21 protein-coding genes are annotated in these 21,475 nt (G+C 68.6%); 9 read left to right on the plus strand and 12 right to left on the minus strand.

Annotated features, from left to right (window positions below; translation table 11 throughout):
• Positions 1–171: 171 nt before the first annotated feature.
• Positions 172–966, minus strand: coding sequence for a fibro-slime domain-containing protein (locus tag QZ749_RS21535; RefSeq protein WP_296951218.1), 795 nt, complete (start codon positions 964–966; stop codon positions 172–174).
• A 186-nt stretch (positions 967–1,152) separates the two neighbouring features.
• A complete protein-coding gene (locus QZ749_RS21540) occupies positions 1,153–1,845 on the minus strand; it encodes a DJ-1/PfpI family protein (RefSeq protein ID WP_296951221.1) in 693 nt (230 codons plus the stop codon).
• 83 nt (positions 1,846–1,928) lie between these two features.
• Here QZ749_RS21540 and QZ749_RS21545 point away from each other — a divergent pair, with 83 nt between their 5' ends.
• The gene (locus QZ749_RS21545) at positions 1,929–2,903 is read left to right on the plus strand and encodes a GlxA family transcriptional regulator (protein WP_296951224.1); all 975 of its coding nucleotides are present in this window, start codon (positions 1,929–1,931) and stop codon (positions 2,901–2,903) included.
• A gap of 4 nt (positions 2,904–2,907) precedes the next feature.
• On the opposite strand, the gene QZ749_RS21550 is transcribed toward QZ749_RS21545, so the two are convergent.
• The 5 genes from QZ749_RS21550 to pyrC all read right to left on the minus strand — a co-directional run bounded on the left by QZ749_RS21550 (position 2,908) and on the right by pyrC (position 6,634).
• A complete protein-coding gene (locus QZ749_RS21550) occupies positions 2,908–3,249 on the minus strand; it encodes a hypothetical protein (RefSeq protein ID WP_296951229.1) in 342 nt (113 codons plus the stop codon).
• 132 nt (positions 3,250–3,381) lie between these two features.
• Positions 3,382–3,756 carry a 50S ribosome-binding protein YggL gene (locus QZ749_RS21555; RefSeq protein WP_296951231.1) on the minus strand — a complete coding sequence of 125 codons (375 nt, stop codon included), beginning with the start codon at positions 3,754–3,756 and terminating at the stop codon, positions 3,382–3,384.
• A gap of 20 nt (positions 3,757–3,776) precedes the next feature.
• A complete protein-coding gene (locus QZ749_RS21560) occupies positions 3,777–4,763 on the minus strand; it encodes a Gfo/Idh/MocA family protein (protein WP_296951390.1) in 987 nt (328 codons plus the stop codon).
• Between the two features lie 8 nt (positions 4,764–4,771).
• On the minus strand, positions 4,772–5,578 hold the full coding sequence (locus QZ749_RS21565; protein WP_296951234.1) for a DUF3025 domain-containing protein: 807 nt from the start codon (positions 5,576–5,578) through the stop codon (positions 4,772–4,774).
• 6 nt (positions 5,579–5,584) lie between these two features.
• Entirely contained in the window at positions 5,585–6,634 is a 1,050-nt protein-coding gene (gene pyrC / locus QZ749_RS21570) for a dihydroorotase (RefSeq protein ID WP_296951236.1), read from the minus strand.
• A 218-nt stretch (positions 6,635–6,852) separates the two neighbouring features.
• On the opposite strand from pyrC, the gene QZ749_RS21575 reads away from it, so the two are divergent.
• The 4 genes from QZ749_RS21575 to QZ749_RS21590 all read left to right on the plus strand — a co-directional run bounded on the left by QZ749_RS21575 (position 6,853) and on the right by QZ749_RS21590 (position 10,215).
• On the plus strand, positions 6,853–7,134 hold the full coding sequence (locus tag QZ749_RS21575; RefSeq protein ID WP_296951238.1) for a UxaA family hydrolase: 282 nt from the start codon (positions 6,853–6,855) through the stop codon (positions 7,132–7,134).
• A gap of 57 nt (positions 7,135–7,191) precedes the next feature.
• Positions 7,192–8,361: a UxaA family hydrolase gene (locus QZ749_RS21580; RefSeq protein WP_296951241.1), complete on the plus strand. Its 1,170-nt coding sequence runs from the start codon at positions 7,192–7,194 to the stop codon at positions 8,359–8,361.
• Between the two features lie 91 nt (positions 8,362–8,452).
• Positions 8,453–9,457 (plus strand): Ldh family oxidoreductase, encoded by a 1,005-nt coding sequence (locus tag QZ749_RS21585; RefSeq protein ID WP_296951243.1) that lies wholly within the window; start codon positions 8,453–8,455, stop codon positions 9,455–9,457.
• Between the two features lie 20 nt (positions 9,458–9,477).
• On the plus strand, positions 9,478–10,215 hold the full coding sequence (locus QZ749_RS21590; protein WP_296951246.1) for a sulfite exporter TauE/SafE family protein: 738 nt from the start codon (positions 9,478–9,480) through the stop codon (positions 10,213–10,215).
• Positions 10,216–10,365: 150 nt separating this feature from the next.
• Here the strand turns inward: QZ749_RS21590 and dctA are convergent, their stop codons facing one another.
• Both dctA and QZ749_RS21600 read right to left on the minus strand, forming a co-directional pair.
• A complete protein-coding gene (gene dctA, locus QZ749_RS21595) occupies positions 10,366–11,691 on the minus strand; it encodes a C4-dicarboxylate transporter DctA (protein ID WP_296951249.1) in 1,326 nt (441 codons plus the stop codon).
• A gap of 328 nt (positions 11,692–12,019) precedes the next feature.
• Positions 12,020–13,075: a YeiH family protein gene (locus tag QZ749_RS21600; protein ID WP_296951252.1), complete on the minus strand. Its 1,056-nt coding sequence runs from the start codon at positions 13,073–13,075 to the stop codon at positions 12,020–12,022.
• 98 nt (positions 13,076–13,173) lie between these two features.
• On the opposite strand from QZ749_RS21600, the gene QZ749_RS21605 reads away from it, so the two are divergent.
• Together QZ749_RS21605 and QZ749_RS21610 are read left to right on the plus strand one after the other, a co-directional pair.
• The gene (locus tag QZ749_RS21605) at positions 13,174–14,091 is read left to right on the plus strand and encodes a LysR family transcriptional regulator (protein WP_296951256.1); all 918 of its coding nucleotides are present in this window, start codon (positions 13,174–13,176) and stop codon (positions 14,089–14,091) included.
• A 79-nt stretch (positions 14,092–14,170) separates the two neighbouring features.
• The gene (locus tag QZ749_RS21610) at positions 14,171–14,941 is read left to right on the plus strand and encodes a GntR family transcriptional regulator (protein WP_296951259.1); all 771 of its coding nucleotides are present in this window, start codon (positions 14,171–14,173) and stop codon (positions 14,939–14,941) included.
• Positions 14,942–15,099: 158 nt separating this feature from the next.
• On the opposite strand, the gene QZ749_RS21615 is transcribed toward QZ749_RS21610, so the two are convergent.
• On the minus strand, positions 15,100–15,825 hold the full coding sequence (locus QZ749_RS21615) for an amino acid ABC transporter ATP-binding protein (protein ID WP_296951263.1): 726 nt from the start codon (positions 15,823–15,825) through the stop codon (positions 15,100–15,102).
• Positions 15,826–16,083: 258 nt separating this feature from the next.
• Here QZ749_RS21615 and QZ749_RS21620 point away from each other — a divergent pair, with 258 nt between their 5' ends.
• Positions 16,084–17,355 carry a dicarboxylate/amino acid:cation symporter gene (locus QZ749_RS21620; RefSeq protein ID WP_296951265.1) on the plus strand — a complete coding sequence of 424 codons (1,272 nt, stop codon included), beginning with the start codon at positions 16,084–16,086 and terminating at the stop codon, positions 17,353–17,355.
• Between the two features lie 76 nt (positions 17,356–17,431).
• Positions 17,432–18,514, plus strand: a complete 1,083-nt coding sequence (locus QZ749_RS21625) for a type II asparaginase (RefSeq protein ID WP_296951268.1) — start codon at positions 17,432–17,434, stop codon at positions 18,512–18,514.
• A gap of 178 nt (positions 18,515–18,692) precedes the next feature.
• Here QZ749_RS21625 and QZ749_RS21630 read toward each other — a convergent pair whose 3' ends face one another.
• Positions 18,693–19,574 carry a Kdo hydroxylase family protein gene (locus QZ749_RS21630; RefSeq protein WP_296951271.1) on the minus strand — a complete coding sequence of 294 codons (882 nt, stop codon included), beginning with the start codon at positions 19,572–19,574 and terminating at the stop codon, positions 18,693–18,695.
• Between the two features lie 14 nt (positions 19,575–19,588).
• A complete protein-coding gene (locus QZ749_RS21635) occupies positions 19,589–21,427 on the minus strand; it encodes an ABC transporter ATP-binding protein/permease (protein WP_296951274.1) in 1,839 nt (612 codons plus the stop codon).
• Positions 21,428–21,475 lie beyond the last annotated feature (48 nt).

Below are 21,475 nucleotides of genomic sequence, written 5' to 3' on the forward strand. Positions count from 1 at the left end.
AGGTCCTCGGCTAGTTTTGGAAGTGGTCCGGTGCACGTCGGCGTGTCACCTGCTCCAGAAACGAGGACGGCCGCCTGGCTGTTGACGGCCCTTACAAAGCCTTACCCGGCTGACAAATGCTTACAAACCTGCAAGGGGTGGCGGGCGCACGGAACGCGCCCGCCGGGAGGATCAACGGCGGCGGCGGCGCACGGTGGCCAGCGCGGCCAGGCCCAGGCCGGCCAGCGCCAGCGATGCCGGTTCCGGCACCTGGGTCGAGGTGTCGCCCAGGCGCAGCGACGTGGTGATGGTGAAGTTCGACTGGGTGGTGTGGCGCTCGGCCTGGAAGATGTCCAGGGTGTAGGCGCGGCCATCCAGGAGGCCGTACTGGGCGGCGAACGTGTTCAGGTCGACCTTGCCGGTTTCGACCGTGTGCACGCCGCCCAGGTCGATCGCCAGCTGGCCGTTGATGAAGACCCAGACGTCGTCGTCGCCGCTGAAGGAGAACGTGTCCTTCTTGCTGCTGTCGAACACGAACTGGCTGTGCAGTTCGGTGGTGAAGCCGAAGTTGTGGCCCTGGGCGGTCTGGTTCAGCAGCAGGCCGTCGACCGGGAAGAACGCGTTGCTGCTGTACTGGTAGGTGTTCGCCGACGTCTGGTTCAGCGTGATCGAGTACGCCATGCTGCGGTTGACGGTGGCGTCGTCGTGGTACCACTGGTAGAACGAATTGGCGCTGGCGACGGTCGAATGGGTGGTGGCGGCGTTGTAGACCGGCTTGCCGTCCGCGCCGAGCGTGCTCTGCACGATGCCTTTCTCGCTGCCGAGCTTGTTCTCGAAATCGACGTGGCCCTTGACGCCATTGTAGGTCGTGCCATAGGCATTGAAGTCGCGGACCGTGCCGCTCATGGTCAGCGTGCCCGCCTGGGCGGTGGCGGCGCCCAGCAGGGCGATCAGTGCAGCGGCGCGGGTAAAGGCCTTGACGTTCATCTCGATTGCTCCGAAAAAATGTTTGATGTAAGGACAGGAGCAAGAAGAATGCCAGCAATTGACGCAAGGAAATTTTCCTGAATAATCAAATATTTACGTGGATTAACAAAAACCTGACAATTCCTAGTGTAAAAATTTTCGACAGGAAATTGAAGTTAATTAAAATAAACACAACGAGACGATGACCTAGACGATGACCTGCCCGTGGCCGCTCCTGGCGATGGCCGCCTCGACGCGCTCCAGGCGCGGTGCCTGCAGCGCGCGCAGCCGCGCCACCAGTTCCGGCCCGGCGCGGCCGGGCGAACCGGCGTCGAACGGCGGTTGCGGATCGTACTCGAGCGCCAGCTGGATGGCGCGCGCCGTCTCCTCTCCCGCCAGTTCGGCCGCCAGCGCCAGGCCGAAGTCGATGCCCGCCGTGACGCCGCCGCCCGACAGCCGGTTGCGGTCGCGCACGATGCGCTCGGCCACCGGGATGGCGCCGAAGCGCGGCAGCAGGGGCAGCCACATCCAGTGGCAGGCGGAGCGATAGCCGCGCAGCAGCCCGGCCGCGCCGAGCACCAGGGCGCCGTTGCAGACCGAGGTCACGTAGCGCGCCCCCGCGCCCTGGCGGCGCAGGAAGGACAGCACCTCCTCGTCCTCGAACAGGAATTCGATGCCGAAGCCGCCGGGCACGCACAGCACGTCGAGCGGCGGACATGCGTAGAGGGTCGTGGTCGGATTGATCGTGAAGCCGGCATCGGTCGGTACCGGGTCGTGCGTCTTCCAGGCCAGGTGCACCTGGGCGCCGGGCACGCGGCCCAGCACCTGGACCGGCCCGGTCAGGTCGAGTTGCGTCAGGTGCGGGAACAGCAGGAAACCAATGTGAAGCGGCGGGTTCATGGTCGACTCCGGGATGGGGATGACGCCATTCTAGGAAGGGGTTAGCATTGGCAGCAATGTCAATCTCCGGTCGAATCCTGCCAATGCCGCAAGACGCCTCCCGCCACGTCGCCCTGCTCGTCTTCGACGGCATCCAGGTGCTCGACGCCAGCGGCCCCGCCGCCGTGTTCGGGGCCGCCAACGACGCCGCCGGGCGGCCGTTCTACCGCATGCACGTGCTGTCGGCGCACGGCGGCGCCATCACCAGCAATTGCGGCCTGGCCCTGCTCACCGAGCCGCTCGCCGCGCTGCGGCCCGATGCCATGGACACCGTGCTGGTCGCCGGCGGCAGCAAGCAGGGCATGCAGGAATTCATCGCGCACGCTCCAGTACGGCAGTGGACGACGCGCGCCTGCGCGGGTGCGCGCCGCTACGGCGCGATCTGCACCGGCGCGTTCGCGCTGGCCGCCTTCGGCCTGCTGGAGGGACGGCGGGTGGCCACGCACTGGGAAGCCACCGCCGCGCTCGGCCGGCGCCATCCCGGCCTGCGGGTCGATGCGAACGCGCTGTACGTCGAGGACGGGGCAGTCTGGACGTCGGCCGGCGTCACGACCGGCATCGACATGTGCCTGGCGCTGGTGGCGCGCGACCTGGGCGACGCGGTGGCGCATGCGATCGCGCGCCGCCTCGTGCTGTATGCGCGGCGTCCCGGCTACCAGACGCAATTCAGTCCGCTGCTGGCGGCCCAGGCCAGGGGCGACCACGGCTTCGAGGCGCTGGTGGACTGGATGCGCGCGCACCTGGCCGAACCGCTCGGGGTCGAGCGCCTGGCCGAGCGCGCCGGCATGGCGCCGCGCAGCTTCCACCGGCGCTTCACGGCGGCCATCGGCGAGACGCCGGCCCGCTTCGTCGAGACGCTGCGGCTCGACCACGCGCGCCAGCTGCTGCACACGCCGCTGATGCTCAAGGAAGTGGCGGCACAGGCCGGCTATGCGACGCCGGGCCTGTTTTCCAAGGCGTTCGTGCGGCGCTTCGGCATGGCCCCGAACCTGTTCCGGGACATGCACGCCGGCCGCTGAACGCTCACTCGACCCGCGTCAGCTCGACGCCGTCCACGGTCATCTTCCACTTGCCCTTGTCGCGGTGCGGCGGCTTGCTCACGACGAAGGTCGAGCGGATGATGCCGGCGCCGACGTCGAAGTCGTCGCCATTGAAACCCTGCAGGTCGACCGTGAGGTCGACGTTCTTGCCGGGGCGCTCGCGCTTGTACTCGACGTGGCCGTCCTGCCCGATCTTCAGGCGCATCTTCTCGCCCAGCCATTCGCCGACGTAGTTCGCCTTGGCCGGCGGGACCGGCACCGGATCGGCGAAACCGGGCGCGGCGGCGAACAGGCAGGCGGCAAGCAGGGCGGCGTGGAGGCGCATCGGATGTCCTTTCGGTGGCGGCGGGGAAGGCATCCAGTATCGGGCGGCGTCGCGGCGGCGTCAAACACATTCGGCTATGCATGCGGGCGAAAAAAAGCCCGCGTGGCGCGGGCTTCGTGGCGTGCGGGAGGATCAGATGCCGTAGCCGTGCCACGCATCCTTGAAGTCCTGGGCGCGCGCGTCGACCACTTCCGGACGGGCGCGCAGCCACTGCACGACGGCCTCGCGATCTTCCTCGGTGGGCGAGCCGCGCTCGATGTTGGCGACCACGCCTTCGGTCTCGCTGAACGGCTCCTTGCCGCCGAAGCCGCCGCCCAGCAGGCCGCGCTGCTCCAGGAAGCCGAAGAAGTCGTTGATGAAGTCGTGGTACGGCGCGCCGCGCATGGGGGCGTTGAACACCAGTTCGATGTCGAAGCAGTGTTCCTTGAAGTCGCCGACGCGCAGCTTCTTGCGCTGGCGCGGGTTCAGGCGGCGCAGGCGGCCGGTCGAGCGGGGATCGCGTTTCATGGATAGGTTCTCCTTGTTGGTCATTCCTGGTCGGACGCATAGCGCACGCCGACCTGGCGGCGCGCCTCGTCCATGATTCCCATCAGCGCCAGCGTGTCCGCGTGCGTCATGCCGGGGCTTTCGACGAGGCCCGCCTGCCAGCAGCGCTGGGCCTCGATGATTTCGTGCACGTAGCCGTTGCCGAGATAGGGCGTGGCCACCGTGCGGGTCGCGCCGTCGGCGCGCGCCACGCTGACGGTGCGGGCGCGGTAGAACAGCGTGTCCATGCGCACGTGGCCCCGTTCGCCGGCGATGGTCAGCTCGCCCGGCAGGCGCGCGCGCAGCGAGCAGCTGCACACCGACATGCCGCCGTTCTCGTGGCGCAGCACCAGGGCGGCCTGCTCGTCGACGCCGGTCGGCCCCAGGTCGGCCTGGGCCGCCACCGAGGCCACCGGGCCGAGCAGGGCCAGCGCGATCGACAGCGGATAGATGCCGATGTCGAGCAGCGCGCCGCCGCCCAGCGCCGGATTGAACAGGCGGTGCTCGGGGCCGACATCGGCCTTGAAGCCGATGTCGGCGATCACCTGCGTCACCTTGCCGATCTCGCCGGCATCGACGATGCGGCGCACCTCGGCCAGCGCGGGCAGGAAGCGCGTCCACATCGCCTCCATCAGGAACAGGCGCCTGGCGCGCGCCAGCGCCACCAGTTCCTCGGCCTCGCGCCGGTTCATCGTGAACGGCTTTTCGCACAGCACGCCCTTGCCCGCCTCCAGCGCCAGGCGCACGTTGGCCACGTGCATCGGGTGCGGCGTGCCGACGTAGACCAGGTCGACGTCCGGCGCGCCCACCAGCGCCTCGTAGGAGCCGTGCGGCGTGCCGCCGAATTCGGCGGCGAAGGCGGCGGCGCACTCGCTGCTGCGCGAGCCCACGCCCGCCAGCACGGCGCCGGGCGTGTCCTTCAGCGCGGTGGCGAAGGCCCTGGCGATCTTGCCGGTGCCGAGGATGCCCCAGCGAACCTGCTCGTTCATGTGCGTAGTCATGCGGTTCCCCTCTTCGGCCGGAATACGGCCTCGTCACGGTAAAAGACGTCGTCCTGTCCCGGCCACCAGCCGGGCACGCCCAGCGCCTGCAGCGGCGTGAACGCGGCATTGCTCAGGCCATCGCGCGCCAGCGCCTGCGCCAGCGTGGCGTCGATCCAGTCGCGCCGGCCGTCCCAGCCCAGCGCGAACACGTCGGCCGGGGCGAACACGATGCGCGTGTGCGCGGTGATCGCCTTGCGCGGCGCCACCAGCTTTTCCATCAGCGCGTGGCCGAACAGCCAGGCTTCGGCGCCGCCGCCGGGCGCGAACCGCGCGCGCCGCGTCCACAGCGCGTCGACCCAACGGTGCGCGCGCAGGTCGTCGGCCAGGGCGCGGCCGTCGTCGTCGTCGCGCACCAGCAGCAGCGCGGCATTCTCGTCGAAGATCGTGGCGGCGTCGCGCGCCGGACCGCGCGACTTGCCGACGCCGGCCGCCGCGATCTGCGCGGCCTGCAGCGCATTCAGTTCCCGCTTGATGCGCGGGAAGGTCTGCCACACCAGGCCGTTGAAGAAGTCGTGCAGGTTCTCGCGCGTGGGCACGCGGCCGGTGGCGCCGATGAATGCCTCGTAGGCGGTGTCCGGCGGCAGGTCGGCCTGCGGCACGAAGCGGATCGGCTGGCCGCGGTGGTTGACCAGGCCGAGCCGCGCCGCGTTCGCGTTGAACGCGGCGATGAACGGTCCCGGCGCCAGGCTGCCGAAGGCGGGACGCACCGTGTCGAACCACGGCCGCGTCCAGTCGATCTCCGCGAAGGACTCCAGCGCCATCCCCGCTTACAGCATCTTCCAGCCGATCTGCTCGCCGCCGTTCAGCGGGACCAGCTCGTGTTCGCCCATCGGCACGGTGGCCGGCAGGGTCCAGCTTTCGCGCTTGAGGGTGATGGTGCCCGCGTTGACCGGCAGGTCGTAGAAGGCCGGGCCGTTCAGGCTGGCGAAGGCTTCCAGCTTGTCCAGCGCGCCGGCCTGCTCGAAGGCGGTGGCGTACAGTTCCATCGCGTGCAGCGCGGTATAGCAGCCGGCGCAGCCGCAGGTGGTTTCCTTGGTGTGCACGGCGTGCGGGGCAGAGTCGGTGCCGAGGAAGAAGCGCTCGTCGCCGCTGGTGGCGGCCGTCACCAGCGCCAGGCGGTGTTCCTCGCGCTTGAGGACCGGCAGGCAGTAGTAGTGCGGGCGGATGCCGCCGCGGAAGATCTCGTTGCGGTTGTACAGCAGGTGGTGCGCGGTGATGGTCGCCGCGATCGGCCCCTCGGCCTCGGCCACGTACTCGGCCGCGTCCTTGGTGGTGATGTGCTCGAACACGATCTTCAGTTCCGGGAAGTCGCGGCGCAGCGGGCGCATCACGCGCTCGATGAACACGGCTTCGCGGTCGAACAGGTCGACGTGGTTGTCGGTGACTTCGCCGTGGATCAGCAGCGGCATGTCGGCTTCCTGCATCGCGTCCAGCGTCCTGACGCACTTGCGCAGGTCGGTCACGCCGGCCGCCGAGTTGGTGGTGGCGCCGGCCGGGTACAGCTTGACGGCGTGGACGAAGCCGGAATCCTTCGCGCGGCGGATCTCGTCCGGGTCGGTGTCGTCGGTCAGGTACAGCGTCATCAGCGGCTCGAAGGCCATGCCCGCGGGCAGCGCCGCCAGGATGCGGTCGCGGTAGGCCGCGGCCAGCGCGGTGGTGGTGACCGGAGGCTTGAGGTTCGGCATGACGATCGCGCGGGCGAACTGGCGCGCGCTGTGCGGCAGCACGCTGGCCATGGCGGCGCCGTCGCGCAGGTGCAGGTGCCAGTCGTCGGGACGGGCGAGGGTGATGGTGTCGGGGGATTCGATGGTGGACATGGCGGCTCTCGGATTGCGAACCCCGGCATTTTACCCGCAGGGCAGGCGCGCGGCACGCGTCGCATGCGGCCGGCGCCGTGAATTTCCGGCACGAATTTCCATGGCGGCGGCGCCACCCACGGCATAATTCATATAGATGATATGGTTGACACGCATGAATTCGCGGCGTAGCATGGATTCACGGTCGACATCGAACCGGCCGCTCAAAGGAGACAGACATGATTCATTTTGTGGTGCACGAAGAAGGCGACTCGGTGGGAACCGTCGTGGTCGAGGGCGTCAGGACCGGCGCGGCGCTGAACGGCTGGGTCATGGAGCAGGACCAGGTGGTGGAAATGCGCACGGCCAGCGACATCCCCATCGGCCACAAGATCGCGCTCAAGCCGCTGGCGGTCGGCGACACCGTGTTCAAGTACGGCGTCGACATCGGCAAGGTCGTGGCGCCCATCGCCGCGGGCGAGCACCTGCACGTCCACAACGTCAAGACCAAGCGCTGGTAAGCCGCGCCGCGCGCGCTTCCAGCAGCAGCCAGCCATCGAACCGAACGGAGACAAGCAATGATCAACCACGACACCACCTTCCTCGGCTACCGCCGCGAAAACGGCCGCGTCGGCGTGCGCAACCACGTCATCGTGCTGCCGGTGGACGACATCTCGAACGCCGCCGCGGAAGCCGTGGCCAACAACATCAAGGGCACCATGGCCCTGCCCCACCCGTACGGCCGCCTGCAGTTCGGCGCCGACCTGGAACTGCACTTCCGCACCCTGATCGGCACCGGCGCCAACCCCAACGTGGCCGCCGTCGTCGTGATCGGCATCGAGCCGCAGTGGACCCAGCTGATCGTCGACGGCATCGCCAGCACCGGCAAGCCGGTGCAGGGCTTCGCCATCGAGGGCCACGGCGACCACGACACGATCATGCGCGCCTCCCGGGCCGCGCGCGAGCTGGTGCAGTGGGCGTCCGAAAAGCAGCGCGAGCCCTGCGCCATCGGCGAGCTGTGGGTGTCGACCAAGTGCGGCGAATCGGACACCACGTCCGGCTGCGGCGCCAACCCCACCGTCGGCAACGCCTTCGACAAGCTGTACGACCTGGGCGCGACGCTGCTGTTCGGCGAGACCTCGGAGCTGACGGGCGGCGAGCACCTGGTGGCGGCGCGCTGCGTCACGCCGGAGATCAGGGAAAAGTTCATGACCACCTTCGGCAAGTACCAGGACATGATCGAGCGCCACAAGACGTCCGACCTGTCCGACTCGCAGCCGACCAAGGGCAACATCGCCGGCGGCCTGACGACGATCGAGGAAAAGGCGCTGGGCAACATCCAGAAGATCGGCAAGCGCTGCCAGGTGCACGGGGTGCTCGACAAGGCCGAGGCGCCCACCGGCCCGGGCCTGTGGTTCATGGATTCGTCCTCGGCCGCCGCCGAGATGGTCACGCTGTGCGCCGCCGCCGGCTATGCCGTGCACTTCTTCCCGACCGGCCAGGGCAACGTGATCGGCAACCCGATCGTCCCGGTCATCAAGATCTGCGCCAATCCGCGCACCGTGCGCACGATGGCCGAGCACATCGACGTCGACACGTCCGGCCTGCTGCAGCGCGAAATCAACATGGACGGCGCCGGCGACCAGCTGCTCGACGCCATGCTGCGCACCGCCAACGGCCGCCTCACCGCCGCCGAGGCGCTGGGCCACCGCGAATTCGTGCTGACGCGCCTGTACGAAAGCGCCTGACGGCGGGCGGCCACCTCGCCGCCGCCACGCTCCCCGACGCCGCTCCCGCCCCTGCGCGAGCGGCTTTTTTCATGCGTTTCCGGAGTCTCCCATGCCGACACTCAGCATCGCCGCCCTGTCCACCCTCGCCGCCGACGCCCTGCTGCACGCCGGCGCCGGCCGCGCCATGGCCGACGACACCGCCCGCGCCCTGGTCGCGGCCGACGCCCGTGGCCTGGCCTCGCACGGCCTGGCGCGCGTGCCGCAGTACTGCGCCCACCTGCGCCTGGGCCGCGTCGACGGGGCCGCCGTGCCGCGCCTGCGGCAAGCGCGCCCGGCCGCCATCCTGGTCGACGCCGGCGGCGGCCTGGCCTTCCCGGCCTGCCGCATGGCCGTCGACGCCGCCGTCGCCGCCGCCCGCGATTGCGGCGCCGCCTTCGCCGGCGTCGCCGACAGCCACCATTTCGGCGCCGCCGCCCTGCACCTGGAACCGGTGGCGCAGGCCGGCATGGTCGGCCTGGCGTTCGGCAATTCGCCGGCCGCGATGCCGGCCTGGGGCGGGCGGCGCGCGCTGTTCGGCACCAATCCCGTCGCCGCCGTGTTCCCGCGCCGCGCGGCGCCGGCGCTCATCGTCGACCTGTCGCTGTCCGAGGTGGCGCGCGGCAAGCTGATGGTGGCGGCGCGCGCGGGGCGCAGCATCCCGCCCGGCTGGGCGCTGGACCGCGACGGTAACCCGACCACCGATCCGCAGGCGGGCCTGGACGGCATGATGCTGCCGGCCGGCGGCGTCAAGGGCGCCATGCTGGCCCTCGTGGTTGAGCTATTATGTTGTGCGCTGACGGGGGCGGCGTTCGGCTTCGAGGCCGACTCCTTCTTCCGCGACGAGGGCAACCGGCCGCGCATCGGCCAGGCGTTCATGGTCGTCGACCCGGGCGCGCTGGCGGGCGACGACGTCTTCGCCGAGCGCCTCGAGACGCTGGTGGGCGCCATGCTGGCGGACCCGGACGTGCGCCTGCCCGGCGCGCGCCGGGCCGAGCTGGCCGCCCGCGCCGCCGCGCGCGGCATCGACGTCGATGCGGCCCTGCTGGACCAACTGCAAGCGCTGGCGCGCGCCTGAGACGCCGGCGGAAAGGTGCGATGGAACTCGGATTCGACACGGTCGCGCCGCTGGCGCTGATCGTCATGCTTGCCTATACCGTGTTCGGGCTGACCGGCTTCGGCTCCTCGATCACGGCCATGCCGCTGCTGGTGCAGCTGATTCCCCTGAAGATGGCGGTGCCGCTGATGCTGGTCTACGACCTGGCGTCGGGCCTGGTGCTGGGCCTGAAGAACCTGAAGGTGGTCGAGCGCCGCGAGGTGCTGCGCCTGGTCCCGTTCATGCTGGCCGGGATGGCCGCCGGCACCTTCGTGCTGGCGCACGCGCCCGAGCGCATCCTGCTGCTGGTGCTGGGCGCCTTCATCCTGTGCTACGCGGCCTACAGCCTGCTGCGGCGCGGCACGCCGCGCCCGCTCGGCGCCATCTGGTCGCTGCCCTTCGGCCTCGTCGGCGGCACGTTCACCGCCATGTTCGGCACCGGCGGGCCGTTCTACACGATCTACCTGGCGCGCCGCCTGGCCGACAAGCTGGTGCTGCGCGCCACCATCAGCGGCACGATCTTCTTCAGCGGCCTGGCGCGCCTGGCATTGTTCTCGAGCGCCGGCTTCTACCGCGACACGACGCTGCTGGCGCTGGTGGCGCTGCTGTTCCCGTTCGCGCTGGGCGGCCTGTGGCTCGGCAACCGCCTGCACAGCCGCCTGCCGGCGGCGCGCGTGGTGCAGGCGATCTGGGGGGTGCTGATCCTGGGCGGGGCCAGCCTGGTACTGAGGAACCTGTAAGCCGGCCGTGCGTGCGCCGGCCGCACGCGTGGACGGTGCAGCCGTCCACCCTACCTCTTCGCAGACGACAGTTGCGCAGGGTGGACGGGTCCCCCGTCCACGCGTCCGACCGGCATCAGCAGGCTACCCGGCAAACAGCGTCCCCACCGGTCAGACGCCCTGCGGCGCCACCGGCACCTTCACCGGCCGCAGGACCTGGCCGTCCTCGTCCTGCACCGGCACGATGTCGCCATTGAGCACGCCGCGCGCCGTCTCGAGGTCGAGTTCCTTTTCCCAGCGCGCCACCACCAGCGCGGCGACGGCGTTGCCGATCAGGTTCGTGAGGGCGCGGATCTCGTTCATCAGGCGGTCCACGCCGATCACCAGCGCGATGCCGGCCACGGGCAGGATGTGGGTCGAGCCGAGCGTCGCGGCCAGCGCCACCAGCGCCGCGCCGGCCACGCCCGCGCCGCCCTTCGAGGTCAGCATCAGGATCGCCAGCAGGCCGAGCTGCTGCCACAGCGTCAGGTCGATGTTCAGGGCCTGGGCGATGAACAGCGAGGTCATGGTCAGATAAATGGCGGCGCCGTCCAGGTTGAACGAATAGCCGGTCGGCACCACCATGCCCACCACCGAGCGCGCCACGCCCAGGCGCTCGAGCTTGAGCATCAGCTGCGGCAGCACCGATTCGGTGCTGGCCGTGCCCAGCACGATGAAGATCTCCTCGCGCAGGTACTTGATGAGCTTCCACAGCGAGACGCCGGCCAGGCGCGCCATCGAACCGAGCACGAACGTGATGAACAGGATCGTGGTGGCGTAGTAGCAGGCGATCAGCATGGCCAGCTGCTGCAGCGTGCCGATGCCGAACTTGCCGACGGTGAAGGCCATCGCGCCGAACGCACCCAGCGGCGCCAGCTTCATCACGATGCCGACGATGCCCAGCAGGGCCTTGCCGAATTCGTCGACGATCTCGCGCGCCTTGTGGCCGCGCTCGCCCAGCATCGACAGGCTGACGCCGAACAGCACCGAGAACAGCAGCACCTGCAGCAGGTTGCCCTTGGCGAAGGCGTCGACCACCGAGGGCGGGATGATGCCCATGACGAACTGCAGCGTGGTCTGCGGGTGGGCCTTGTCGGCGATCGCCGCCACCGCGCCCTTGTCGAGCGAAGCGACGTCGGCGTTGATGCCGGCGCCAGGCTGCATGACGTTGGCGACGACCAGGCCGATGACCATCGCCACCGTGGTCACCACCTCGAAGTACAGCACCGCCTTGCCGCCCACGCGGCCGACCTTCTTGAGGCTTTCCATGCCGGCGATGCCGGACACGATGGTACAGAAGATGACCGGCGTGATCACCATCTTGATGCCGTTGATGAAGGCATCGCCGAGCGGCTTGAGGTCGACCGCGATGGCCGGATACACATGCCCGACCGCGACGCCGGCGATCAGGGCTACCACTACCTGGAAATACAGACTGCGAAAAAGCGAGCTCCTCATGTTCTCCTCCATAGGCTGCTTCGATGGGTCCGTGCGGCGATGCCATCTCGGGATCCGCTTGTGCCGCGGGCACGGAACACGCAGGACGGCACGGTGGCCGCTGCGCTGCTGGTCTGGCTGGATGCTGGGTACGGGACGCCGGGCGTGCGCTCAGCGGGAGTCTGGAAAAGGCCGGCGCCGGGCCGGTCGGTGGTGCAGCGCGAACTGGATCATGCTGGTCTCCTCGTGGGGTCGGGCCTCTGCGGGCCGTGGTTGATGCTAACGCAGCGTTTCTGCGACTGTCAAACAGATCATCTATATCATTTCTAAGTGGAAATACCTCCTTGTCTTAGACGACGGCGGTCACGAAACGGTTGATGACGTAGCCGCCGCTCATCAGGAACAGGAACAGCACGCTGGCCAGCAGGATCGGCCGGGCGCCGGCCTGGCGCACGGCGCCGGCATGGGTGCGCAGGCCGAGGGCGGCCATCGCCATCGCCAGCAGCACGGTGTCGACCTGCAGGATCGCGTCCACCGCAGCGGCCGGCAGCAGGTGCAGGGAATGCAGGCCGCTGGCGCCGACGAACAGCACGGCGAACCATGGAATCGCGATGCGGCCGCGCCGCGCGCCGTCCTGCGCCGCGCCCTCGGCGTCGCCCCGCGCGCCGGCCTCCTGCGCGGCGATGCGGCTGCCCAGGATGACCAGGAACGGCGCCAGCATCATCACCCGCAGCATCTTCTCGATGACGGCGGCCGACGCCGCCGCCTCGCTGACGGCGCGGCCGGCCACCACCACCTGGGCGACTTCGTGGATCGTCGAGCCGGCGTACAGGCCGTAGGCGGTCTCGGACAGCCGCAGGTAGGGATACAGCAGCGGGTAGACGAACATCCCCAGCGTGCCGAAGATGACCACGGTGGCCACCGCCACCGACACCTTGTGCGCCTGGCCGCGCACCACCGGCTCGGTGGCCAGCACGGCGGCGGCGCCGCAGATCGAGCTGCCGGCGCCGATCAGCATCGCGGTCTGGCGGTCCAGGCCGAACACCCGGGTGCCCAGTTGCACGGCGAGCATGAACGTGGCGCCGATCACCAGCACGTCGATCAGCACGCCGGCCCAGCCGATCTGGCCGATGTCCTGGAAGGTGATGCGAAAACCGTACAGGACGATCCCCAGGCGCAGCAGCCGGGTCTTGGCGAATTCGACGCCGTCGGCGCTGAACGGCGCCAGCCGCGGGAACACCGTATTGCCCAGCGCGATGCCGAACAGGATGGCCAGCGTCAGCGCGCTCACGCCCAGCCGCTGCACGGCCGGCTGGCCGGCGCCCCATACCGCCAGCGCGGCGATCGCGCCCGCAAGCAGCAGGCCGCCGGCGAATCGGGTGGGACGGGCGGGTGTGCGATCCATGGGGTTCTCCTGTGTTGTCCAGTCCACAGGCTACGCGCGCCCAATCCATTATTAAAACGAGTTATATTGATATGATTAATCAGCATAAGTGATAAGCGATGCTGCACACCACTCTCCGGCAGGTCGAAGTGTTCGTCGCCACGGCGCAGAAAGGCAGCGTGACGCAGGCCGCCGCCGCCATCGGCATGACGCAGTCGGCGGCCAGCATGGCCCTGGCCGACTTCGAACGCCAGCTGGGCATCCTGCTGTTCGACCGCATCGGCAAGCGCCTGGCGCTGAACGGCGACGGCCGCGCGCTGTATCCGAAGGCGGTCGAGATGATCGAGCGCGCGCAGGAGATGGAACAGATGTTCCGCGGCGACGGCCGCGCCGTGGACCTGCGCCTGGGCGCCAGTTCCACCATCGGCAACTACCTGCTGCCGCGCCTGATCGGCCAGTTCCGGGCGCAGCGCCCCGGCAGCCGCCTCCGGCTCGACGTCGGCAATACCCAGCACGTCGTCAACGCCCTGCTGCACTTCGAGATCGACATCGGCTTCGTCGAGGGCCCCTGCCTGCACGAGGACATCGTGCCGATACCCTGGAGCGAGGACCAGCTGGCGATCTGCACGCGCCCGGACGATCCGCTGGCCCGGCCCGGCGGCGCCGACGCCGACGCCCTGCGCCGCGCCGACTGGATCCTGCGCGAGCGCGGCTCGGGCACGCGCGAGGTCGTCGAACAGCTGCTCACGAGCCAGCTCGGCGAGATCCGCCTGGCGATGGAACTGGGCGGCACCGAGGCGATCAAGCGCGCCGTCGAGAGCGGCCTGGGGATCTCCTGCATGTCGATGACGGCGCTGGCCGGCGCCATCGAACGCGGCAACCTGGTGGCGCTCCCGACGCCGTTCCTGTCGCTGACGCGCACGCTGCACATCCTGCTGCACCGCGACAAGCACCGCACCGAAGGCATCGACGCCTTCCTGGCGCTGTGCGCGCAGGCGCGCACGGGCGCCGCCGCGCCGAAGAATTCAACTGGATGATCTGGATGAATCAGCCGCAAGGGACGCGTATTTGCTATGATGTCCACCTCGGCCCCGCCACTTCCCGCACACATCCATCATGCACCAGGTCTTCCGCTCCGACGTCGCCCTCGGCCTCCCCCTGTACCGCGAGGTCAAGCACAAGCTGATGGAAGCGCTGCGCGACGGCGAATGGAAGCCGGGCGAGATGATCCCGGCCGAGAAGCGCCTGTGCGAACGCTTCGGCGTCAGCGTGGGCACGCTGCGCAAGGCGGTGGACGAGATGACCGCCGAGCACATCCTGATCCGCCACCAGGGCCGCGGCACCTTCGTCGCCTCGCACAGCCAGGACCGCTACATGTTCGGCTTCTTCCACATCTGCCCCAAGACCGGGCAGAAGGAATACCCGCAGGTCGAGTTCGTGGCAATGACGCGCGAAAAGGCCGACGCCGACAGCGCCAGGCGCCTGGGCCTGGGCCGCGGCGCGAAGGTCGTGCGCATCCTGAACCGCCTGAGCCTGGGCGGGCGCGCCGTCATCGTCGACGACATCCTGCTGCCGGAACGCTTCTTCGGCGCCATGACCGAGGAACAGGTGCGCGAACGCCGCACCACCCTGTACCAGCTCTACCAGGACGGCTTCGACATCGCCGTGCTGCGCACCGAGGAACGGCTGGACGCGCTCGGCGCCGACGCCCGCATCGCCGCCCTGCTCGGCATCGCCGCAGGCACGCCGCTGCTGCACATCGTGCGCCGCGCCCTGACCTTCCGCGACGAGGCGGTCGAGTTGCGCCACTCGTGGGTGCTGAGCACCGACCACGAATACGTCGTGGGGGAGGATGCGCAGCGGCGGCCGGGCGGCGCTGGCGAATAAGCCAGGGGCTGACATAGGATCGTTGGCAGCAGAGCCGTCGTCCCGGCGCAGGCCGGGACCCAATTTTCGAGCGCTGCCGTGATGCCTGCCAATTGGACCCCGGCCTGCGCCGGGGCGACGGCCTTGCTGCTCACGATTCTGTTTCGGTCAGATAGACCCTAGCGAATGATCCTGGCAAGGAATTCCCTTGCCCGCGCCGACGCCGGCGCATCGAAGAACGCGTCCTTCGGGCTGTCCTCGACGATGGCGCCGTCGTCCATGAACACGACGCGGTCGGCCACGCGGCGCGCGAAGCCCATCTCGTGCGTCACCACCATCATCGTCATGCCCTCCTGGGCCAGCCCGGTCATCACGTCCAGCACCTCGCCCACCATCTCCGGGTCGAGCGCGGACGTCGGTTCGTCGAACAGCATCGCCACCGGGTCCATCGCCAGCGCGCGCGCGATCGCCACGCGCTGCTGCTGGCCGCCGGAGAGCCGGGCCGGGAACTTGTCCTGCTGCGCCAGCAGGCCGACCCGGTCCAGGTATTTCAGGCCGTTGGCCGTCGCTTCCTCGCGCGAGCGTCCCAGCACCTTGACCTGCGCGAGGGTCAGGTTGTCGCGCACCGACAGGTGCGGGAACAGCTCGAAATTCTGGAACACCATGCCGATCCGCGCGCGCAGGGCCGGCAGGCGCGTCGCCGGGTCGCCGACCGACGTGCCGTCGACGCGGATGCTGCCCTGCTGGAAGGGCTCGAGGCCGTTGACGGTCTTGATGAGGGTCGACTTGCCGGACCCGGACGGGCCGCAGACGACCACGACGTCGCCGCGCGCCACGCTGGTGCTGCAATCGCGCAGCACCTGGAAGTCCCCGTACCACTTGCTGACTTTGTCGATCTCGATCATCGGTACATCATCCGTAAACATTTGTAGGAGCGGCGCCCGGCGCGCCGTATTGTCGCTTATTTACGGCCGTTCCGGCGTGCTTGACAGCACTTGCAACCGCAAGGATACTGCGGGACTTGTCAATATTGTCAGCATCACGGCGCTCGCGTACGATCGACCGATTTTGCCCGAGTTTCAGCCCGAATCCAGTCCAGGACTCGCCGGCGCAGGACGGACGATCTCTTCCTGGCCGCCACGCCGTCATCACAGAGGAAGCCAATGAACAAACGAAACCGCCTGACTACGTACATCCTCGTGGGCCTCGCGCTGGGCATCGCCGTCGGCTACGCCGCCAACGTCGGCCTGGCCGACCCGTCGGGCTTCGCCGACAATATGTCCTTGATCACGACGCTGTTCCTCCGCCTGATCAAGATGATCATCGCCCCGCTGGTGTTCTCGACGCTGGTGGTCGGCATCGCCAAGATGGGCGACGCCAAGGAAGTCGGCCGCATCGGCGTCAAGGCGCTGGGCTGGTTCGTGATCGCCTCGATCCTGTCGCTGACGCTGGGCCTGGTCCTGGTGAACCTGTTCCGCCCGGGCGACGCGATGGCGCTGGCCGGCAACCTGCCGTCGGCGTCCGCCTCGTCGGGCATCGCCACCACCGGCCTGACGCTGAAGGACTTCATCACCCACCTGGTGCCGACCTCGATCGCCGACGGCATGGCCAAGAACGAGATCCTGCAGATCGTGATCTTCTCGATCTTCTTCGGCACCGGCGCCGCCGCCGTGGGCGCACGCGCCACCCCGCTGATCGACGCCATCGACGGCGCCGCCCACGTGATGCTGAAGGTGACCGGCTACGTGATGAACTTCGCGCCGGTCGCCGTGTTCGCGGCCGTGGCCGGCGTGATCGCCAAGAGCGGCGTCGGCGTGCTGGTGACCTACGGCGTGTTCATGGGCGAGTTCTACCTCGGCATCGCGCTCCTGTGGCTGATCCTGATCGGCATCGGCATCCTGTTCGTCGGCCCGCGCCTGCTGCGCCTGATCGCCGAACTGCGCGAACCGACCATCCTGGCCTTCACCTGCGCCTCGTCGGAAGCGGCGTTCCCGAAGACCCTGGAAGGCCTGGAGCGCTTCGGCGTGAAGAACCGCCTGGCCGCCTTCGTGCTGCCGATCGGGTACTCGTTCAACCTGGACGGCTCGATGATGTACTGCACCTTCGCCACCATCTTCATCGCCCAGGCCTACGGCATCGAGGTGCCGCTGTCGACCCAGCTGACCATGATGCTGGTGCTGATGCTGACCTCGAAGGGCATGGCCGGCGTGCCGCGCGCCTCGCTGGTCGTCATCGCCGCCACGCTGAACCAGTTCCACATCCCGGAAGCCGGCCTGCTCCTGCTGCTGGGCATCGACCACTTCCTGGACATGGGCCGCTCGGCCACCAACGTGATCGGCAACGGCATCGCCACCGCCGTGGTGGCGAAGTGGGAGGGCGAGCTGACCGACCCCACGGCGCCCGACAAGGATATCTCGACGGCGCCGCTGCGCTGAACCGGCGCCCCGCCCGTCAAGGCTTTCCCTCGCCGGAAAGCCTTTTTTGTTTCAGCCGTCAACTTTGGAGAACTGCATGTCGTACCTGAAATCCGCCCGCGCGCTGCTCGCCCTGTTCGGGCTGGTGGCCGCCATGGCCGCCGCCCAGGCCCAGACCGCCGCGGGCAAGCTGCCCAACGTGACCATCCTCGCCACCGGCGGCACCATCGCCGGCAGCGGCGCCACCACCACCACCACGGTCGGCTACACCGCCGCCACCGTCGGCGTCGACGCCCTGATCAAGGCCGTGCCGGAACTGCAGAAGGTCGCCCACGTGAGCGGCGAGCAGGTCTTCCAGATCGCCAGCGAAAACATGGGCAACGACAACTGGCTGGTGCTGGCCAGGCGCGTCAACGCGCTGCTCGCCAGGCCGGACGTGGACGGCATCGTGATCACCCATGGCACCGACACGATCGAGGAAACCGCCTACTTCCTGAACCTGGTCGTCAAGAGCAGGAAGCCGGTGGTGGTGGTCGGCGCGATGCGCCCGTCGACCGCGATCTCGGCCGACGGCCCCATCAACCTGTACAACGCCGTGCTGACGGCCGGCAGCCAGGACGCGGTCGGCAAGGGCGTGCTGGTGGTGATGAACGACCAGATCAACGCCGCGCGCGAAGTCACCAAGACCAACACCACGACCACCGACACGTTCAAGTCGCCGGAGCTGGGCATGCTGGGCTACATCGTCGACAACAAGCCGCACTTCTACCGCGCCTCCACGCGCAAGCACACGGTCGACACCGAGTTCGACGTCAGCAAGCTGGACACCCTGCCCCAGGTCGACATCGCCTATGCCTACGCCAACGTCGGCCCGGCGGCGGTGAACGCGCTGGTCGCCGCCGGCGCCAGGGGCCTGGTCCACGCCGGCGTGGGCGACGGCAGCCTGCCGGCCAAGGTGCGCCCGGCGTTATCCAGCGCGCGCGAGAAGGGCGTGGTCATCGTGCGCGCCAGCCGCGTCGGCCAGGGCATCGTGGCGCGCAACGGCGAGGCCAACGACGACCAGCTGGACTTCGTGGTGGCCGATACCCTGAATCCGCAGAAGGCGCGCATCCTCCTGATGCTGGCGCTGACCAGGACCGGCAGCACCAAGGAAATTCAGAGGATGTTCTATACGTATTGATGGAGGTGGCATGTCCACCCTGCGATGACGCGGCGTTCCCTGTAGGGTGGACGGGTTTCCCGTCCACGCGTCCAACGAACGCCTGCATGCCACATTATCGGCAGCATCGACGCCGCCTGGACGCGTGGACGGCAGAGCCGTCCACCCTACGAAAGGCCGCGCAGATCCCGGCCTTTTTTCACACCAGCGCATGCCCCCGCAGCCGCGTCAGGATCGCCAGCGGACTGGCCTGCTTGTCGTACTGCTGCATCGGCGACAGCTGCAGCGTGTGTTCCATCATGTACTGGCCCGACATCACCGCGTGCGAGGCCTGGTCCGAGAAGCATACCCAGGCGCAGCCCGGCGGGAAGCCGAAGGTCACTTGCGGCGCGTTCTTCTGGTAGTCCAGGTCGGCCTTCATGGCGTCGTGCAGCTGCAGCATCAGGTGGTCGTATTCGCTGCGCAGCGACTTGGTCACGCCCAGCGCGTCCAGGACCCTGGCCTGCCAGCGCACGTACGGCTTCACGCGCGGCAGGAAGCGCTTCGCCACGTCCTCGAACGGCTCGCCCACGCGCCACACGCGCGGCGCGCCTTCCTGGTTGACGTTGGTGAAGATGCGCAGCAGGCGCTCGCCGCGGTTCGGGCGCGACGGGAAGGCGTCGACGTGCATGCGGCGGTCGTCGGCGCGCCAGGACTGCACGCGGTTCTGCACCACCGACGGGCGAAAGCTCGTGGCGCCGCGGCGCAGGTGCTCGCCGTAGCGCGGCACCAGGTTGCCGACCAGCGCCTCGGCCTCGGCGCGGAACCTGCCGATCATGCCGGCCGCCAGCGCCTTCGTGGCATCGTCGCCGACGACGCCCTTCAGGTCGCCGTCCGCCGACAGGCTGATGTTGCGTATCTTCGGGTCGCGGATGTCTTCGCGGAACAGCGCCAGCTCTTCCTTCTGCGGCGCGAAACCGGCCTTGCCGTAGCTGCCGAAGTCGGGGAAGTACAGCACCTTGCCCGCTTCCAGCGCGGCGATCCAGGCCGGATTGCCATGGCCGACGTCGGCCATGTCGATCTCGACGATCTGCTTGTCCATATTCTCTTGGTTTCCTAGTCTTGTCCGATTGCTTCCGGCGCAGGATCGAGATCTTCGTCCTGTTTTGCCTGCTGCCGGTCCCACATCTGCCGGTACAGCCCGTCCGCCGCGATCAGCTGCGCATGCGTGCCGCGCTCGACGATGCGGCCGTGGTCGAGGACCAGGATCTGGCCGGCATCGGCGATGGTCGACAGGCGGTGCGCGATCACGAGCGTGGTGCGGTCCCGTGCGATTTCCTTCAGCTGCGCCTGGATTGCCTGCTCCGACTTCGAATCGAGGGCCGACGTCGCCTCGTCGAAGATCAGGATGGCGGGGTTCTTCAGCAGCGTGCGCGCGATCGCCACGCGCTGCTTCTCGCCGCCGGACAGCTTCAGGCCGCGCTCGCCCACCATTGTCGCATAGCCGTCGGGCAGGCTTTCGATGAAGTCGTGGATCGAGGCCGCGCGCGCCGCCGCCACGATGTCCTCGCGGCGCGCGCCCGGGCGGCCGTAGGCGATGTTGTATTCGATGGTGTCGTTGAACAGCACCGTGTCCTGGGGCACGATGCCGATCGCGTGGCGCAGCGAATCCTGGGTCACCTGGCGGATGTCCTGGCCGTCGATGCGGATCGCGCCGGCCTGCACGTCGTAGAAGCGGAACAGCAGGCGCGACAGGGTCGACTTGCCCGAGCCGCTGTGGCCCACCACGGCGGTCGTGGTCCCGGCGGGGATCGCGAAGTCGACGTCGAACAGGATCTGGCGCTTGGGGTCGTAGCTGAACTCGACGTGCGCGAACTCGACGCGCGCGCCGCGGGTCGCGAGCGGCTGCGCGTCCGGCGCATCGGCCACTTCGCGGTGTTGCTCGAGCAGGCCGAACAGCCGCTCCATGTCGGCCAGGCTCTGCTTGATCTCGCGGTAGATCACGCCCAGGAAGTTCAGCGGGATGTACAGCTGGATCATGAAGGAGTTCACCAGCACCAGGTCGCCCAGCGACATCGTGCCGTCGATCACGCCCTGGGTGGCGCGCCACAGGATCGCGGTGACGGCGCTCGCGATGATCAAGGACTGGCCGCTGTTCAGCAGCGACAGCGAGGTCTGCGAGCGCACGGCCGCGCGCTCGTAGTGCTGCAGGCCCTCGTCGTAGCGCTTGGCCTCGTAGTCCTCGTTGCCGAAGTACTTTACCGTCTCGTAGTTGATCAGCGAATCGATGGCCTTCGTGTTCGCCTTCGAATCGAGCTCGTTCATCGTGCGCCGGAAATGCGTGCGCCATTCGGTGACGGTGACGGTGAACACGATGTAGGTCAGCAGCGCCACGCCGGTGATGATGGTGAACCAGATGTCGTAGTGCAGCGCCAGGTAGCCCAGCACCAGCGCGATCTCGACCAGCGTCGGCAGGATCGAGAACAGCGAGTACGACACCAGCGAGCTGACGCCGCGCGTGCCGCGCTCGATGTCGCGCGTCATGCCGCCGGTCTGGCGGTTCAGGTGAAAGCGCAGCGACAGCGCGTGCAGGTGGCGGAACACCCGCAGCGCGATGGTGCGCACGGCGCGCTGGGTCACGCGCGCGAACAGGAATTCGCGCAGCTCCGTGAACAGCGTGGAGGCGAAGCGCAGCGCGCCGTAGGCGAGCAGGGCGCCCAGCGGCAGCACCAGCAGGGCGTGCGGATGGTGCGGGTCGATCGACAGCTGGTCGACGATCTTCTTGAGCACCAGCGGCACGCCGATGTTCGCCATCTTGGCGCCGACCAGGCAGGCCAGCGCGGCGAGCACGCGCCATTTGTAGACCCACAGGTAGGGCAGCAGGGTGCGGATGGTGGACCAGTCGTTGCGCTGGGCGTTGGGGTCGGGCGGTGGGGGCAAGGATGAGCGTCGCATGACAGCGGTTCGGGTTTTATGGTTCAATCGAAGATTGATTGTAGCTTT

The organism is uncultured Massilia sp. (assembly GCF_913773735.1).
Classification (GTDB): Bacteria; Pseudomonadota; Gammaproteobacteria; order Burkholderiales; family Burkholderiaceae_D; genus Telluria.